We start from the raw sequence: 14,743 nt of genomic DNA, 5'->3' as shown, positions 1-14,743 counted from the left end.
AGTATAACTAGCCTTGTTTGTACAGAAGCAAACCTATCGTTCTTACCAAGTAAACGTCAGTTGGACGCTTATGGTTTTTCAGGAACTTTGATTTCGCCGCTAATAATTTTGGCTTTGTACTCGTCAACTTTTTTCAAGATGTCAGCAGAAACGTTTTTCTTGGATGTTTCCGGAAGGCCTACACCATCGTCTTTCAGACCCAACGTAACAACTTTACCACCTTGGAATTTACCTGAAATAACATCTTTGGATACACGAAGTACCGCAGAGTCAACACGTTTCAACATGGACGTCAATGTAACTTCGTCGCCAAACTCAAGGGATTGGTCTTTATCTACACCGATAACCCATACTTTTTTACCGTTTTTCGCGCGATCTTTCGCTTCGTTGAATACACCGTTACCTGTGGATCCAGCTGCGTGGAAAATAATATCAGCGCCATCGTTATAGATCGTTGCTGCTGCTGCTTTACCGAGATCAGGCTTGTCGAAAGCACCAGTATAGTTGATTTGAATCTTAGCATCTGGTTTTACTGCTTTAACGCCAGCTACGAAGCCAGCTTCGAAACGTTTGATAACCGGGATGTCGATCCCACCAACGAAACCGATTTTATTTGTTTTTGTTGTAAGACCTGCTACCACACCAACAAGGTAAGCACCTTCTTGTTCGGAGAAAGTAACGGATTCTACGTTAGGAGCTTCTACAACGTTATCAATGATCGCAAGTTTCGCGTTCGGGTTTTGAGTTGCTACTGTTTTAAGTGCATCACCCATTAAGAAACCAATACCCCAAGTCAGGTTGTAGCCGTCTTTAACGAATTGATTCAAGTTCGGCGTGTAGTCAGCGTCGCTCTTGCTCTCAAGGTTTTTTACGTTAGCACTTGTTTGTTTTTTCAGAAGCGTCAAGCCTTCCCAAGCACTTTGGTTAAAGGACTTGTCGTTTACGCCGCCGATATCTGTAACCATACCGATTTTGAAGTCTTTGCCTGTATTGTCGCTAGCTACAGCACTTGCAGCTGGTGATGCGGATGAACCCGTGTTTGTTTCTTCTTTTTTGGCACAACCGGAAATCACTAATGCAGAAACGGTTACAGTCATCAGAACTGTTGAAAAAATCTTCTTCATCGATTTTACCCCCATCGTATCATCTTTTAATTGAAACCATGAAGCCCACACTGTAGGTTGACCAAATTCAGTTAAATTATGTAAGTTGACTTCAAATTAAGTGTATCATTTTGATTCCAAACAGAGAAGCAAATCTATCAACGATTCACGTAATTCGTCATGTCACACAAGTTAACATGTCCATTTTGTTTTTCCCGACAATATAGGTGCAAAGCCCCAATTAAAGATTATACAACCAGCGGTCAATAAAATCTAGATAGCTCTATGTTAATTTTTTGAACATCTTCCGAAAAAAAAAAGCCTCCTCTAGATGAGAAGGTTAAATAACTTAGGATCCTTATTAATTTCGATATAACCATAATCTTTACGGGAAAGGCGTTCAATCAAACCTTCATAATCATCTTTGTTTTTGAGCTCAATCCCTACCAGCGCCGGTGCATCGTCACGATTATTCTTCTTCGTATACTCAAAACGCGTGATGTCATCGGACGGTCCTAGCACTTCCTCCAAAAATTCACGCAAAGCCCCTGCACGTTGCGGGAAGTTCAGGATGAAGTAATGCTTCAAGCCCTCATATACAAGGGATCTCTCTTTGATTTGCTGCATCCGATCAATATCATTATTTCCACCGCTGATGATACAGACAACGTTCTTGCCACGAATTTGTTCGCGGTACGCATCCAGCGCTGCCACTGGAAGCGCCCCTGCAGGCTCAATAACAATTGCGTTGCTATTGTAGAGCTCCAGAATGGTTGTACACTCTTTACCGGAAGGTATGATGACGATATCCTCTAGCTTCTCTTTGCAAATGTCAAAAGTCATCTCACCCACTTGCGCTACGGCTGCACCGTCAACAAACTTCTCAATAGAAGGCAATTTAACGACCGCGCCTTGTTTCAGTGCTTCCGTCATGCTGGCCGCACCTTCTGGTTCCGCGCCAATAATGCGCGTCCGCGGTGAAACGCTCGCCACATAGGTGGCAACTCCGGCAGCTAGTCCACCTCCGCCAATCGTCGCGAAGATGAAATCCGGTGTTTCTGGCATCTGATTCATGATTTCCAAGCCAACAGTCCCTTGTCCCGCAATCGTACGCACATCATCGAACGGGTGGATGAACACTTTATTCTCCTTCAGGCAGTAAGCCTTGGCTTGAGCCGAAGAATCATCGAAGGAATCGCCAACAAGGATGACTTCCACGAACGAGCCTCCGAACAGCTTCACTTGCGAAATCTTCTGACGCGGTGTCGTAGTCGGCATGAAGATCTTGCCCTCAATGCCTAGCTGCTTACAAGAATAAGCTACACCCTGTGCATGGTTGCCTGCACTCGCACACACAACCCCTGCTGCGCGTTCCGCTTCCGTTAAGCTCTGGATCACATTGTAAGCTCCGCGAATCTTGAACGAACGGACAATTTGCATATCTTCACGTTTGAGATAAACGTTACATTCATACTGGCTAGAGAGCAGCTCATTGCGTTGCAGCGGCGATGGTTCGATCACTTTGCTGAGCACATGATTGGCTCTAATAATATCTTCCAAACCCACTTTACCAGATACAACCATCTTCTCGAACACCCTTTCTTTGTTGAAGCTTCCATTAAGTTTTAACATGTATTGTAACATATGTGGTGCGTTCTGTACGCAAATATCGTAGGCAGCAAGCTTTAACAACAAAAGCCGCCCCTCGAAGTCAATTGACCTTGAGGAGCGGCTCATTTATACGTCCAACCTGAAGTGATTAATGACCGACCATCATTGGAATTTCAGCCGCATTCCCTGACTCGCCTTCAATTTTCTTAGGCTTCTGCAACATCAAACCAAGCAGACCGCCAAGAATGGCGATACCAAGCAAAATGAGGAACGTATATCCAAACGCGGAGGCATATAAGCCTACATCTGGCTTTTGTGCGCCTGACTCAACCATTAGATCCTTGAATTTTGTACTGAAAATCGTCATCAAGATGGCAATAGCGAAGGACATCATGACTTGCTGCGCCGCGTTCGTCAAGGACGTCACACGACCAACCAAATTCTGAGGTGCCGATTGAATCAAGTGATTGTTCAGCGGCATCATAAAGAGTCCCATACCCGCTCCCAGAAGCGTAAGCGGCAGCATAACCGTGCCTACACCGGAATCACCAGAAATATTGGAAAGCAACAAGGCCGAAATCGTTGTAAGAACCATCCCCGCAATAACGAGCGGACGAGCGCCGAAACGGTCGGACAGCTTACCACCGATTGGCATGAACAATCCGGAAGCCAAAGCTTGAGGAAGCATGATCAATCCTGTTTTCAATGGGCTGTACCCATGTGCTTGTTGTAAGAAAAGTGGTACAAGGAACATTGTACCGAACATAGCAATCTGAGAAATCCATTGCACGATAATCCCTTTCGTGAAGTTCCCTGAACGGAATACGCGAAGCTCCAAAAGTGGATTTTTCTGTTTCAATTCAACAATAATGAAGAGGATAAGTGCAATGACACCAACGCCAGAACCGATCAGCGTATCTGCATCTGTCCATGTGGATTTCCCCGTAATTGGATCAATACCACCATTGGAAACACCATAAACCAGTGCCGCGAAAGCTAAAGGCCCTAACAACATACCCAACAAATCTAGAGAAGCAACGCTTTGACGCTGCATATTTGGCAATGTACGAATACCTAAAATAATACCAATAACACCAATAGGCAAATTAATAAGGAAAATCCACTGCCAGCTGTGATACTCAACTAACCAACCTGCAACGACAGGACCAAGAGCAGGACCCAGTAGGATCGGAATCCCCATCATCCCCATAACAGCCCCTACTTTACCCGGAGGAGATAGACGATAAATGAATGCCATCGCAATCGGCACGACGACACCGCCGCCTAAGCCTTGAATGATACGATAAGTAATCAACATTTCAACCGAATTCGCTAGCGCACATAGACCAGAGCCTATTGTGAAGAGACCTACGGAAATCAGGAAAATCTTCTTGGCACCGAAACGATCCGATAACCAACCTGCCAATGGAATAACCGCGGCTTGTGCTAAGGCATAACCAATGACCGTCCATTGAACGAGTGATAAATTGAGCAAATTGAATTCTTCTTGCAGCTTAGGAAGCGCAACGTTGACCGCTGTTCCGTCCAAAATAACCATGAAAATACCTACGACAATCGCTATCAGCGGCCCCAAAATGCTGCGCATTGAGAACGGAGCTTCTGCTTCTTTCGATGTTGCTTGTGAAGACATGTAATCCCTCCATCCGATTAATTTCTCTCTTTTGTCTATCGTTGACCGTATATAGTATACCCTGTACAATACAATAGTGGCAGACATACACGAACATCAATAACTCTCGTTGTAAACGGACAAATGTCCGTTTACATTTCTGATGCTAACAGAACTTTCGTTTCCTTGTCAATACGAACACAATAAATTCACATCTAAAGAGGTGGTTGCAGATGTCCATTCGTCATGAACGCAAGGACGCCATGGAAAATCGCCAATTAATACTTCAAACCGCCAAACAACTCTTTCATGATTATGGCGTTCAATCGGTCAGCATGCATCAAATTGCCAAAACAGCGGGCATTGGACAAGCAACCCTCTATCGCAGATATGCGGATAAAGGAGACCTTTGCTTCGATGTCCTTCAGCATTATGGGAAGCAATTTATAAATGACATTATGATGTATCTCGATAAAAATAACCAAGCTGCGCCTATTGATCGACTGACTGGCATTTTGAATCTATGGATTGATGAAATTGAGGAAAAAGCCGAGCTAATCGTTGCGATGTCAACCAAGATTGATATCAACTGCGAGGATGGCCGCGGCAACTTCTTCCTCTCCCCTATTTACCATTTCATACGCGATAAATTGTCGGAGCTTATCCTTGAATCCCTTGGCCCCAATCAAGAGCCACAAGCGGAGCCTGATTTTGCAGCCCATACGATCATTTGCTCGATGTCACCGATCGGCTATTTTCACATCAAAAATGAGAAAGCCTATACGAAAGAGCATATGAAGGCACATTACCGTCAGTTATTCTGCTTTCTTTTCAAAAGAGACTAATTCTCTTGCCACAAATGCCTCGTCAGCTAACGACTGAATAAAGACCTCTCAATGATGCATTGAGAGGTCTTTTGTCGTTTCACTTATGCGAATTACGTTAGAAAGATTAATAGTAGTATCGCGGCTTATCTTGCAATTCGGCTCTCGTTTGCAAGAAACGATAGAACGCGCTAGCCGCCTGTGCTTTCGTCACTTCATTCTGCGGGGCAAAGTAGCCATCGCTGAGCGTCATAATATTCAGCCCTAATACGATTGCAGCATCGCCAACGTTAGACACTTTCCCAGCATCCAAGAAATCCTTGTTAAATACACCGTCAAATTTCGTTAGGCTGTGATAACCCAGCGCTTTCACGATCAATTGCGCCATTTCTTCACGATTCATCGTAGCTTCCGGATTGAACTCTTTCCCTACATCAAGCAGCCCGCGATCAACAGCATTCTCCACATAGGCAAAATATTTGGAGCCATTGCCCACATCCGCGAAGGATGCAGCACGCTCAGCTCCGTAATAGATGCCGCCGTTGCCGCCATTCATGGCGATGACAAGCATTTTGACCAACTCACCGCGCTTAATCGTTTGGTCTGGATTCACTTTGCCGTCCTTCACATCCAAAGCTTGATAATCAAGCATCAGTTGAAGTTCGTTTTGTGCCCAGTGCTTATCAATATCACTTACAATCACTTTATCCAAGGAGATAACCTCGCCGGTTTGCGCACTGCGCCATTGACCTGATTCGGCATCCAGAAGAAAGCTATCGCGATTCACACTCTTTGGAACAAGGGAATATACAAGCTTCGCTTTTGGCTGCGCTTTTGCATCCGTCGCTACTGACGGTGGTATCTCCCCTGCCGCCATCATTACGCGGTATTTCTCAATCGGCATAGCGCCTGTGTATCCGTTGCTCTCCAATACGTAGCCAAGCTTCACATCGAACTGTGCCAGCCACAGAGCTTTGGCCTTATCAACGGAAATAACCTCAGGCTTTTGAGCAGGATACGCGATATGATCACTTAGGGATACATAATAGTTCGAGATGGCTCCCGTTACACGGTCGATACTTACCCGTACCTCTTCATTCGCCACAGCAACGCCGTCAATGACGCGCTTGTAGCTAATTTCCCATGTACGCATTTGCTTCAGCATATCCTGGGAATACTCTTTCTGAACATTCAGCACGAGTTGATCCGTGGAAGCAGGAAGCTGTGCTTTGACAAATTCCGTGCTTTTCGCAATCGCATCATCTAATGAAACCTTGCCTTCGATAGGCTTATCATTCTCACTACTATAAGGAACATAATAGTTGAAATTAGTAATAACGCCAGTTTTACTATTCACGGATGCCCAAACGTTATTGCCTGCAACAATTTTTCCAGAAGCGGCTGTATCCGACGTTACCTTGGTCCAGCTCATGTTCCAGCTCGATAAGGTTTCACCCGTCTCAGCATTCTTCGATTCATTGTAGGAAGCTTCTTGCAGCTTGTACTCAGAGGATAGGTTAAATGTCGTTGCCACTTTCTTAACGGCTTCTTCCTTCGTCAAATTCAAGGTAGCTGGCGGTTTCGTTCCTAGTGGCTTATCTGTTAATGGCTTATTGTTACCGTTCAGGCTAGGAAATGGTTGCCAAACCTCGCCTGTTGCAGCATCCAGAGCAAAACTGTTCATGAAGTAGGAAATAATCGGTGCTCTTTTCCCTTGCGTGTTATACGGGATTTGATACTGTAAGGCAAGCTCCATCTTCTCACGGAATAGCTGATCTGCCTTCTCTTTCGAAATCGGTGTGCTCACCTTATCAAAAACCACTTTGTCGTCCCAATTGTACCAGTAGCTCGTAATCTGACCCTCACCATTGACGTTGACATTAAGTCCATTCCCCGAGAAGGGAACTCCCCCAACGGATCGATCATAGCGAATGTTATATTGATAATTGCCGTCAAGCGGGGTACGGAACGCTTTCTCTACCGAGTCATCATACAGCAGTTCCTTCTGCTTCGATGGGTTTACTTTAGCAACAAATGCTGCAGCCAGCTCCTTCGCAGCTTGAAAATCCACCTTAGGCGGATACGACGGTTTATGTTCAGGATCATTGTCATTCATATTGTAAGACGTAAGCGTTCCATCCAAACCATTGATGGCGATATTCGCTGAGCCATAGTAACGATCTTTCACTTTCTTCGAATAGCTAATGTTCCAAGTCGGGATATTCTGACCATTCTGGCCATAGAAAGCGTTTAAACTTATCGATTGGAGAATATAATCTGCAGGTAGTGTTATGTAAGTTTTGGCATACTCAAGCGCCTGATCTTTCGTAATTTTAGCATCTTGCGCCGAGACTTCGGCTTGCCCAGGGTAGGCAGGTGATGACATCGCGGACGTAGCTGAACCAGATACACTTTCCGCCGCCCATGCTCCCATCGGGGCAACTGTCAGCAGCAATGTCGAAGCGAGTACCATTGTGCCTGCTTGTTTTAATAATTTCAAAGTCATCTTCCTCCTCAAGTAGATCTCCATACGACATGTGGACCCACATGCTTGGACGCGTCCAACTGCCATATAGTACTTGACGGTGAGCGCTGGAAAAAGGTTGCAAATTCACGAGAAAAAAATACCAATATTTATCTCTATTTCACCCAGCAAAATTAGGAAAAAGACTTGAGCATCCCATACGGAATATTCAAGCCTTATCTTGTGATTCATGTACAGTTACGGATTCGTCTGCGACTTCTCCTGGCTAAGCATTTGCATCAAATCCTTTAACTCACCTTGCGTTAAATCCCGCCATTTCCCTACTTTCAAAGCGCCCAAATGAATATGCATGATGCGAACACGCTGCAGACGCACTACACGATATCCGAATGCTTCACACATCCTACGAATTTGCCGGTTCAGCCCCTGTGTGAGAATGATTCGAAATACACGTTCATTGACTTGAATGATTTCACATGGTTTCGTCATCGTGCCCAGAATCCGCACCCCACTAGCCATTCCCCGCAAAAACATCTGCGTAATCGGCCGATTCACCGTTACGATGTATTCTTTATCGTGATTGTTCTCCGCACGGAGAATCTGATTCACAATATCCCCGTTATTCGTCAGTAGGATAAGCCCTTCTGAGTCTTTGTCCAATCTGCCAATAGGGAAAATCCGCTCCGAATGCCCCACGAAATCAACGATATTCCCGCGAATATGCGCCTCCGTTGTTGAGGTAATGCCCACTGGCTTATTAAGTGCAATGTATACGTGTTCTTTCTTCTCTCCAATTGCCCGCCCATCGACCTTCACTTCATCACCAGGACCTACAACGCTGCCAAGCCCTGCAATTTCTCCATTGATCGTTACACGTCTAGCTTCGACCCATTTGTCCGCCTCACGTCTGGAGCACACGCCGGTTTCACTTATAAACTTATTAATTCTCATGCCCCTGAAATTCCCTTCTATTCCGCCTTCATTTGAATTCAATACCTTCTATTATGCTGGATTCGAAGCGACGGTTCAAGTTTGTTATACTAGGAGAACAGTTTACATACCGAAGGAGTACGATGATGCACTTTCTACTATTAGGAGCAACTGGCCGTGTGGGGCAGCGAGTTCTAGCTAAAGCTCTACAGGATGGTCATGAGATAACCGCAGTCGTGCGGAGTATGGATAAAATATCACTGCGTTCCGACCGCCTCACCTTGCTGCAAGGCAATGCCTGTTCCGCAGAGGATCTTGCGGGCGCCATGACTGGCGTAGACGCCGTCGTGAGCTGCCTTGGCACCGATGGCGGCACCGTGCTAACCGAGGCGACGCCCCTGCTCATCGCGGCGATGAAAGCCGCCGGCGTGAGCCGCGTGGTCACCGTCGGCACGGCCGGCATCTTGCAGAGCCGGGAACATCCGGGTCTGTTGCGCTTTGAAGCGCCGGATACGCGGCGCTCGTCGACCCGCGCAGCCGAGGAGCACCGCCAGGCGTGGGCGCTGCTCGCCGCATCGGGCCTACGTTGGACGGTCGTGTGTCCAACGTATTTGCCCGACGGCGAAGCGCAGGGTCAGTTCCGCGCAGAGCGCGACTTCTTGCCGGACGGCGGCACGTCCATCTCCGTCGGCGACACTGCGGCGTTCACCTACCGCGTCGCGGTGGAGGACGCGTATGTCGGCTGCCGCGTGGGGTTGGCTTATTAGTTGGGGGATGAATAACCCCGAACCGTCCCTGTACGCCACCCTCGTCTAACGGACACAGATGACGTTAATCAGTCATTTAACTGGATTCGCCTGTTCTATCGGACAACATGGCCGTTATTCTCATGTTTCTGGCGTAATTTTGCCTCTCAAATAGTAAATAACGGCACTGATGTCCGTTACACGAGGAAACTGTCTGCTTTTTTCAAAATAGCGGCGCTGGTGTCCGTTAGAATTACACAGGCCGTGGGAGGGCGCTACAGCGGAGACTGCCAAAATCGACTTCTCAACCATACTAATTAGCTATATTTCCTGTTTAACAAAAAAACGGATGCGCGCCACTTCGACGCCATCCGTTTTCCCATTACTTCTAGTAGTTGTTTCTTCTCTTGGACAACTCTCTCATATTCAAGCCCGACACGACAATTCCGCCGAAGCGGAATACATAACCAAGCAAAGGAATGAGACTTAAGAAGGCCAATGCGATGTTGATGATCGTTTTCAGCGTAGTTCCATTGCCCGTGAGGATGGCAAACACCAAATTCACGAAGACCAATGGAATGACCCAAGCGCATGACCATGCATACACGAATGGGATTAACCCAAGTAAATACCCTACTGCAATAGCTACTTCGGATAATAGCTGCAACAGGTTAAGCAAACGAATTGTATCTGAGCGCATAATTTCTCCTCCACTTCCCATAAGCATCAATTTGCTCTATTGTAGCATATTGGAAAGTCAGCGTCGTTAGCCTTTTGTCGAGATTCGTCTACGACTCGCGACCTAGATCTTATCCGCAGCGGCGGCAATTTCCGGATGTCCAGCTTGCAGCTGGTACATCTGGTAGTACCGCCCGAGGAGCCCCATGAGCTCCTCATGCGTGCCACGCTCGACGATCTCGCCGTGGTCGAGCACAAGAATCAAGTCGGCGCTGCGAATCGTCGACAGTCTATGGGCAATGATGAAGGTGGTCCGCCCCTTCGCAAGCACTTCGAGCGCGGCCTGAATGATGGCCTCGGTCTCCGTATCGATGGAGGCCGTCGCCTCATCGAGGATCAAGATTGCCGGGTCGAACGCAAGCGCCCGGGCGAATGAAATCAGCTGCCGCTGCCCAGCAGACAGCGTGCTGCCCTTCTCGATGACCGGCTCATCGAGGCCATGCGGCAGCGCACCAAGCATTTCCGCTGCGCCAACTTCGCGCAGCGCCGCCTCCACCCGTTCCCGGGTGATGGACGGATCGTCCAAGGAGACATTGGACGCAATCGTCCCCGTGAACAGGAACGGATCCTGCAGCACGATACCCATGTGCTGGCGAAGCTGCTGCTTCGATAGCTTGCGAATATCGCGGCCATCCACCGTGATGCGGCCTTCATTGACCTCATAGAAGCGGAATAACAGATTCAAGATCGAACTTTTCCCCGAACCGGTATGCCCAACTAAGGCAACCGTCTGCCCTTGTTTGGCCTCGAAAGAGATGTCTTTGAGCACATCTTCCCCTTCTTTATAGGCGAAGCGAACGTGCTCGAAGCTCACGTGACCTTTGTAGCGGTCTGCTTTTTCAGCGACAACGTCAATGCCCTTTTCATCCAGCAGCTCGAACACACGGTCAGCCGACACAAGCGCACGCTCCAAATTCGGCAGCTGATTCACGATACCTACCATCGGATGGAACATCCGGTTGAGATAATCGACGAAGGCATAGAGCACGCCAACCGTAATCACCGCATTAAGCGCACTGCCGCCCACATACCAGATCAACCCGAAGAAGAACAGGTTCCGCACCACGTTCATCAAGTTATGAGAGGTTAAGGAATTCAAGCTGAGCAGCTTATTTTGATAGTGCGTATACTCTTCATTCAAAACCTCAAATTCCTCAATCGTTTCCTTTTGCCGGCGAAAGGCTCGGATGATCGTCATCCCTTGGATCGCCTCATTGATCATCCCGTTGATGCTGCTGATCCGCTCGCGAATTTCATGATTAATCGTTGACGCATACTTACGGTAAACAATAATCCACGCTATTAGCAGCGGAATAACCGGCAGCGTGAAGAGAGCCAGACGAACGTCGAGAATGAAGATAGCCGCGATAATTCCCAGAATATAAATCGTGCCTGTAAAAAAGTTCGCCAACACCTGCACATACAGATCTCGGACCGACTCCGTGTCGTTTGTGATGCGTGAAACGATTTTGCCTGCGGGCTGATTATCAAAATAGTTGATCGGCAATCGCTGAATTTGCGCGAACACATCCCTGCGCATGCGCTGAATGATGCGATTCGCTGCCGCTTGCAGCAAATATCTCTGTCCGTAGGTAAAACCTGCCCCCACGAAAATCAAGATCACATAGAATCCCGCCAGCTTCATTAACTCTGCAAATTGCGGTTGATAAAAGTTATACAGCTCCTGCACACTCAGCTTCTGAACGGCATACTCTGCCTGCTCCGTGCCTTGTGTAACCAGCAGCTTTCCGTCATCCGTCAGCTTGCGGACGCCATCCCAAGGGAGGGCTTGATCCAGCCATACGAACTTACTGCCCACTTGTAGGATACGAACCTCTTTGCCCCTCGGCTCGCCCTCTGCGAAGTTATCACTCCGCTTGTAAAAAGTCTGCTCAAAAGCAACAGCCTTGTCGCTCTTCGTCGCCGACTGCGTCTCAAACCACGGCTTTTCAATGCCGAGAATATGCGTGTCGATCATGTGCTTCGCAATGAAAGGACCCGCCAGCTCGGTCGCGACAGCCAAGGATAAGAATAGCAGCGCGACGAGCAAGGTTTGCTTGAATTTGGCTGCGTATTGGAACAACCGTTTTCCGGTTTGTTTCGTTGAGTTGGTTTGTTTCGTTTGTTGCGTTTGTGTCATCAGGAGTCTCACCTACTTTTCTTTTGTCTCGTATAGTTGGGGGCTCGAGTTGCCCCATCATCTATTCCATGCCAACCGTCTGCTCTTCGAGCTGTTGACGGTCATACTGCTCTTTATACCAGCCGCCGAGCGCAAGAAGCTGCTCATGTGTGCCTTCTTCGATGATATAGCCCTCATCGAGTACGACAATCCAATCGGCATGCTGCACGGCGGAGAGTCGGTGCGTGGTGATGAGGGTTGTTTTGCCAGCGCGCTCGGAGCGAATGCCGCGAATAATCTCGGCCTCTGTCTTCGCATCGACCGCAGAGAGTGCGTCGTCGAGCAGGAGAATCTCCGGATCGACGTACAACGCCCGCGCAATGGATACGCGCTGCTTCTGACCGCCGGATAAGGCGACACCTTTTTCCCCGACGAGTGTCTGCAGACCTTCCGGCAGGAACTCGACGTCCTTGCGGAACGCAGCTAGATCAAGCGCGCGATGTAATTCGGCTTCGGTGCCTTGCCCCTTGCCGAACATGATGTTTTCGCGAACGCTTTTGGAGAAGAGAATCGGCTCCTGTGGCACATACCCGATCCAACCATGGAGCGTGTCGATCGCGATCTGTTCGATTGGCGTATCCGTAATCGTGATCGCGCCCTGACCGATAGGGTACTCGCGAAGCAGCTGCTTCAGCAGGGTTGTTTTGCCGCTGCCTGTTCGGCCGACTATACCGAGCGTCTGTCCGCGTTCTAAGCGGAACGTCATGTTAACCAAATTATCGATGGATGAGGACGGGTAACGGAACGTTACATGATTAAAATGGATAGAATCCGGCTGCAGCTGGGTTGCAGCGTTCGGTATTTCTTTAACATCTGGCTTATAGCCGAGTGTCTCGTTAACACGATCTAAGGATGCATTCCCGCGCTGCATGATGTTCATCAGCTCACCAATCGCAAACATCGGCCAGATCAGCATACCAAGGAAGGTATTGAAGGACACTAGCTCTCCGAGCGTCAGCTCACTGTGGAACACGAGATAACCACCGTAACAAAGTCCGATTAGGTAGGAAATACCGACCAGAATTTTGACCGTTGGTTCAAAAAGAGCGTCAATAACGGCTACTGCGATATTTTTGCGATAGACGTCATCCGTCATCATCTCAAAATTGTGCTCACTCGCCTTCTCCTGCACGAATGCCCGGATGACCCGTACACCTGCGATAGTTTCTAGGACGCGGTCATTCATTTGACCGAAAGCATCCTGTGCGAGGATGAATCTTTCGTGAATACGGCTACCGAAAATCGTAATCGCAACGGCCATAATCGGCAGGGGTACAATCGAGGCAAGTGTCAGCTTCCAGCTAATGAAGAAGCCCATCATGCTCAGAATCGTTAACATAAACAGTGTCGAATCGACGAAGGTTAGAATCCCAAAGCCTGCAGTTGTCGATACCGATTGCAAATCGTTCGTCGCTCTAGCCATCAGATCGCCCGTACGATTGCGCTCATAGAAGGTAGGCGTCATCCGCAGCAGCTGCCGCATGAATCGGGAGCGCAGCACACGTTCAAGTACGAAGGCGCCGCCGAACAGCTGGTACAGCCAAATGTAAGACAGCCCGTAGCTCACGACGATGAGCGCGCCCCAAAAAGCGAGTAGTTGCGCTAATTTGGCTCCCGTTAAGGTGCCCATGTGTATCCCATCAATCGCGTAACCAATCAGCTTCGGCGGTAAAACATCGATGATGCCGACGATGATCAGAAGCCCAATCGCGAGGCTGTAGCGTTTCCAGTTCATTTTAAAAAACCAAGCCAATTTCTTTAATACAGTAAACATACGATCTTGTCACTCCTCTCAAATGGCGCATAGACACCTAAAGACGCAAAAAGACATACCGCACGCAGCGATATGCCTTCTATAGAAACAGAAAAGCGCTCGTTACGAACTTCGTAACCCGCGCTTCACAACTTAACGTATGGGAAGGGGTGCTAACAGCCGAACATGCGTATGCAGTCGCTCGGGCTAACCAGCGGGTTACCATCTATGAAATTAGGTTGGACTTGTGTCCGTTTATGATGTGCGCTAAATACAATAACCACGTTATCCATAGTGAACCCCCCTGTTTCGTTTGATGAGCCCGGCACCTTAGGTGCCTGTTAACTTTTCCAAATGCTGTCTATTCGATCCTTACAGGGTGATCTTACCATCCCTCTTCTGAACGTGTCAATCGGAGAAAAAGATTAAAATGCAACTCTCCCAGCCCGATTTTTCCGATGTCTATACTCGTGATGAGAAGGCTTTCAAATGTCACACATGTTTCAAATTCATCGGGCATATGGATAGATTAGGAGTTCATCACGCCTCAAAGGAGTGAATGCACATGGTCGATCAAGTGTTTGCATTAATGGGATGGATTGTGGGATTCGGAACGATCATCGGTGGCGTTATTACAGCTACAGCAAGGTTTGTCTCGAAGGACTCAACAGCGTATGACATGGTTTTTTTGTGGGACAACCGGTATACCTTGGAGGAGTTAGAGCTTGAGTTGAAATAAAAGAG

Annotated in this window: 11 protein-coding genes; 3 read left to right on the top strand and 8 right to left on the bottom strand. The window is 47.9% G+C overall.

Translation table 11 applies throughout. The annotated features are described in order from the left end of the window. Positions 1 to 68: 68 nt before the first annotated feature. The 3 genes from ACSQ8O_RS02725 to ACSQ8O_RS02715 form a co-directional block, all read right to left on the bottom strand. On the bottom strand, positions 69 to 1,124 hold the full coding sequence (locus ACSQ8O_RS02725) for a BMP family lipoprotein (RefSeq protein ID WP_056622166.1): 1,056 nt from the start codon (positions 1,122 to 1,124) through the stop codon (positions 69 to 71). Positions 1,125 to 1,430: 306 nt separating this feature from the next. Continuing rightward, a complete protein-coding gene (gene ilvA, locus ACSQ8O_RS02720) occupies positions 1,431 to 2,687 on the bottom strand; it encodes a threonine ammonia-lyase IlvA (protein WP_436241930.1) in 1,257 nt (418 codons plus the stop codon). 175 nt (positions 2,688 to 2,862) lie between these two features. Then, positions 2,863 to 4,365, bottom strand: coding sequence for a DHA2 family efflux MFS transporter permease subunit (locus ACSQ8O_RS02715; RefSeq protein ID WP_236290952.1), 1,503 nt, complete (start codon positions 4,363 to 4,365; stop codon positions 2,863 to 2,865). 212 nt (positions 4,366 to 4,577) lie between these two features. Here ACSQ8O_RS02715 and ACSQ8O_RS02710 point away from each other — a divergent pair, with 212 nt between their 5' ends. Further along, entirely contained in the window at positions 4,578 to 5,189 is a 612-nt protein-coding gene (locus ACSQ8O_RS02710) for a TetR/AcrR family transcriptional regulator (protein ID WP_436240375.1), read from the top strand. Positions 5,190 to 5,295: 106 nt separating this feature from the next. Here the strand turns inward: ACSQ8O_RS02710 and ACSQ8O_RS02705 are convergent, their stop codons facing one another. Together ACSQ8O_RS02705 and rluF are read right to left on the bottom strand one after the other, a co-directional pair. Next, a complete protein-coding gene (locus ACSQ8O_RS02705) occupies positions 5,296 to 7,668 on the bottom strand; it encodes a YcdB/YcdC domain-containing protein (RefSeq protein WP_436240374.1) in 2,373 nt (790 codons plus the stop codon). Between the two features lie 222 nt (positions 7,669 to 7,890). Next, on the bottom strand, positions 7,891 to 8,604 hold the full coding sequence (gene rluF / locus ACSQ8O_RS02700; protein WP_056622176.1) for a 23S rRNA pseudouridine(2604) synthase RluF: 714 nt from the start codon (positions 8,602 to 8,604) through the stop codon (positions 7,891 to 7,893). A gap of 125 nt (positions 8,605 to 8,729) precedes the next feature. Between rluF and ACSQ8O_RS02695 the strand changes: the two genes are divergently transcribed. After that, positions 8,730 to 9,350, top strand: coding sequence for an NAD(P)-dependent oxidoreductase (locus ACSQ8O_RS02695; RefSeq protein ID WP_436241929.1), 621 nt, complete (start codon positions 8,730 to 8,732; stop codon positions 9,348 to 9,350). Between the two features lie 367 nt (positions 9,351 to 9,717). Here the strand turns inward: ACSQ8O_RS02695 and ACSQ8O_RS02690 are convergent, their stop codons facing one another. The 3 genes from ACSQ8O_RS02690 to ACSQ8O_RS02680 form a co-directional block, all read right to left on the bottom strand. Continuing rightward, the gene (locus ACSQ8O_RS02690) at positions 9,718 to 10,029 is read right to left on the bottom strand and encodes a hypothetical protein (RefSeq protein ID WP_436240373.1); all 312 of its coding nucleotides are present in this window, start codon (positions 10,027 to 10,029) and stop codon (positions 9,718 to 9,720) included. A gap of 102 nt (positions 10,030 to 10,131) precedes the next feature. After that, complete coding sequence (locus ACSQ8O_RS02685; protein ID WP_436240372.1) at positions 10,132 to 12,207, bottom strand: ABC transporter ATP-binding protein; 2,076 nt, start codon at positions 12,205 to 12,207, stop codon at positions 10,132 to 10,134. A 61-nt stretch (positions 12,208 to 12,268) separates the two neighbouring features. After that, positions 12,269 to 14,020 carry an ABC transporter ATP-binding protein gene (locus ACSQ8O_RS02680; protein WP_436240371.1) on the bottom strand — a complete coding sequence of 584 codons (1,752 nt, stop codon included), beginning with the start codon at positions 14,018 to 14,020 and terminating at the stop codon, positions 12,269 to 12,271. Positions 14,021 to 14,564: 544 nt separating this feature from the next. On the opposite strand from ACSQ8O_RS02680, the gene ACSQ8O_RS02675 reads away from it, so the two are divergent. Continuing rightward, positions 14,565 to 14,738: a hypothetical protein gene (locus tag ACSQ8O_RS02675; protein WP_164483577.1), complete on the top strand. Its 174-nt coding sequence runs from the start codon at positions 14,565 to 14,567 to the stop codon at positions 14,736 to 14,738. Positions 14,739 to 14,743 lie beyond the last annotated feature (5 nt).

This window comes from Paenibacillus sp. LjRoot56 (assembly GCF_964253335.1).
GTDB classification, from domain to species: domain Bacteria; phylum Bacillota; class Bacilli; order Paenibacillales; family NBRC-103111; genus Paenibacillus_E; species Paenibacillus_E allorhizoplanae.
The sequence above is the reverse complement of the archived record's forward strand: the minus strand, read 5'-3'. Positions and strand labels throughout refer to the sequence as shown.

Excerpts from the sequence above, each read along its gene's own strand:
- ACSQ8O_RS02725 (WP_056622166.1), bottom strand. The coding sequence starts at position 1,124 with ATGAAGAAGATTTTTTCAACAGTTCTGATGACTGTAACCGTTTCTGCA.
- ilvA (WP_436241930.1), bottom strand. The coding sequence starts at position 2,687 with ATGGTTGTATCTGGTAAAGTGGGTTTGGAAGATATTATTAGAGCCAAT.
- ACSQ8O_RS02715 (WP_236290952.1), bottom strand. The coding sequence starts at position 4,365 with ATGTCTTCACAAGCAACATCGAAAGAAGCAGAAGCTCCGTTCTCAATG.
- ACSQ8O_RS02710 (WP_436240375.1), top strand. The coding sequence starts at position 4,578 with ATGTCCATTCGTCATGAACGCAAGGACGCCATGGAAAATCGCCAATTA.
- rluF (WP_056622176.1), bottom strand. The coding sequence starts at position 8,604 with ATGAGAATTAATAAGTTTATAAGTGAAACCGGCGTGTGCTCCAGACGT.
- ACSQ8O_RS02695 (WP_436241929.1), top strand. The coding sequence starts at position 8,730 with ATGCACTTTCTACTATTAGGAGCAACTGGCCGTGTGGGGCAGCGAGTT.
- ACSQ8O_RS02690 (WP_436240373.1), bottom strand. The coding sequence starts at position 10,029 with ATGCGCTCAGATACAATTCGTTTGCTTAACCTGTTGCAGCTATTATCC.
- ACSQ8O_RS02685 (WP_436240372.1), bottom strand. The coding sequence starts at position 12,207 with ATGACACAAACGCAACAAACGAAACAAACCAACTCAACGAAACAAACC.
- ACSQ8O_RS02680 (WP_436240371.1), bottom strand. The coding sequence starts at position 14,020 with ATGTTTACTGTATTAAAGAAATTGGCTTGGTTTTTTAAAATGAACTGG.
- ACSQ8O_RS02675 (WP_164483577.1), top strand. The coding sequence starts at position 14,565 with ATGGTCGATCAAGTGTTTGCATTAATGGGATGGATTGTGGGATTCGGA.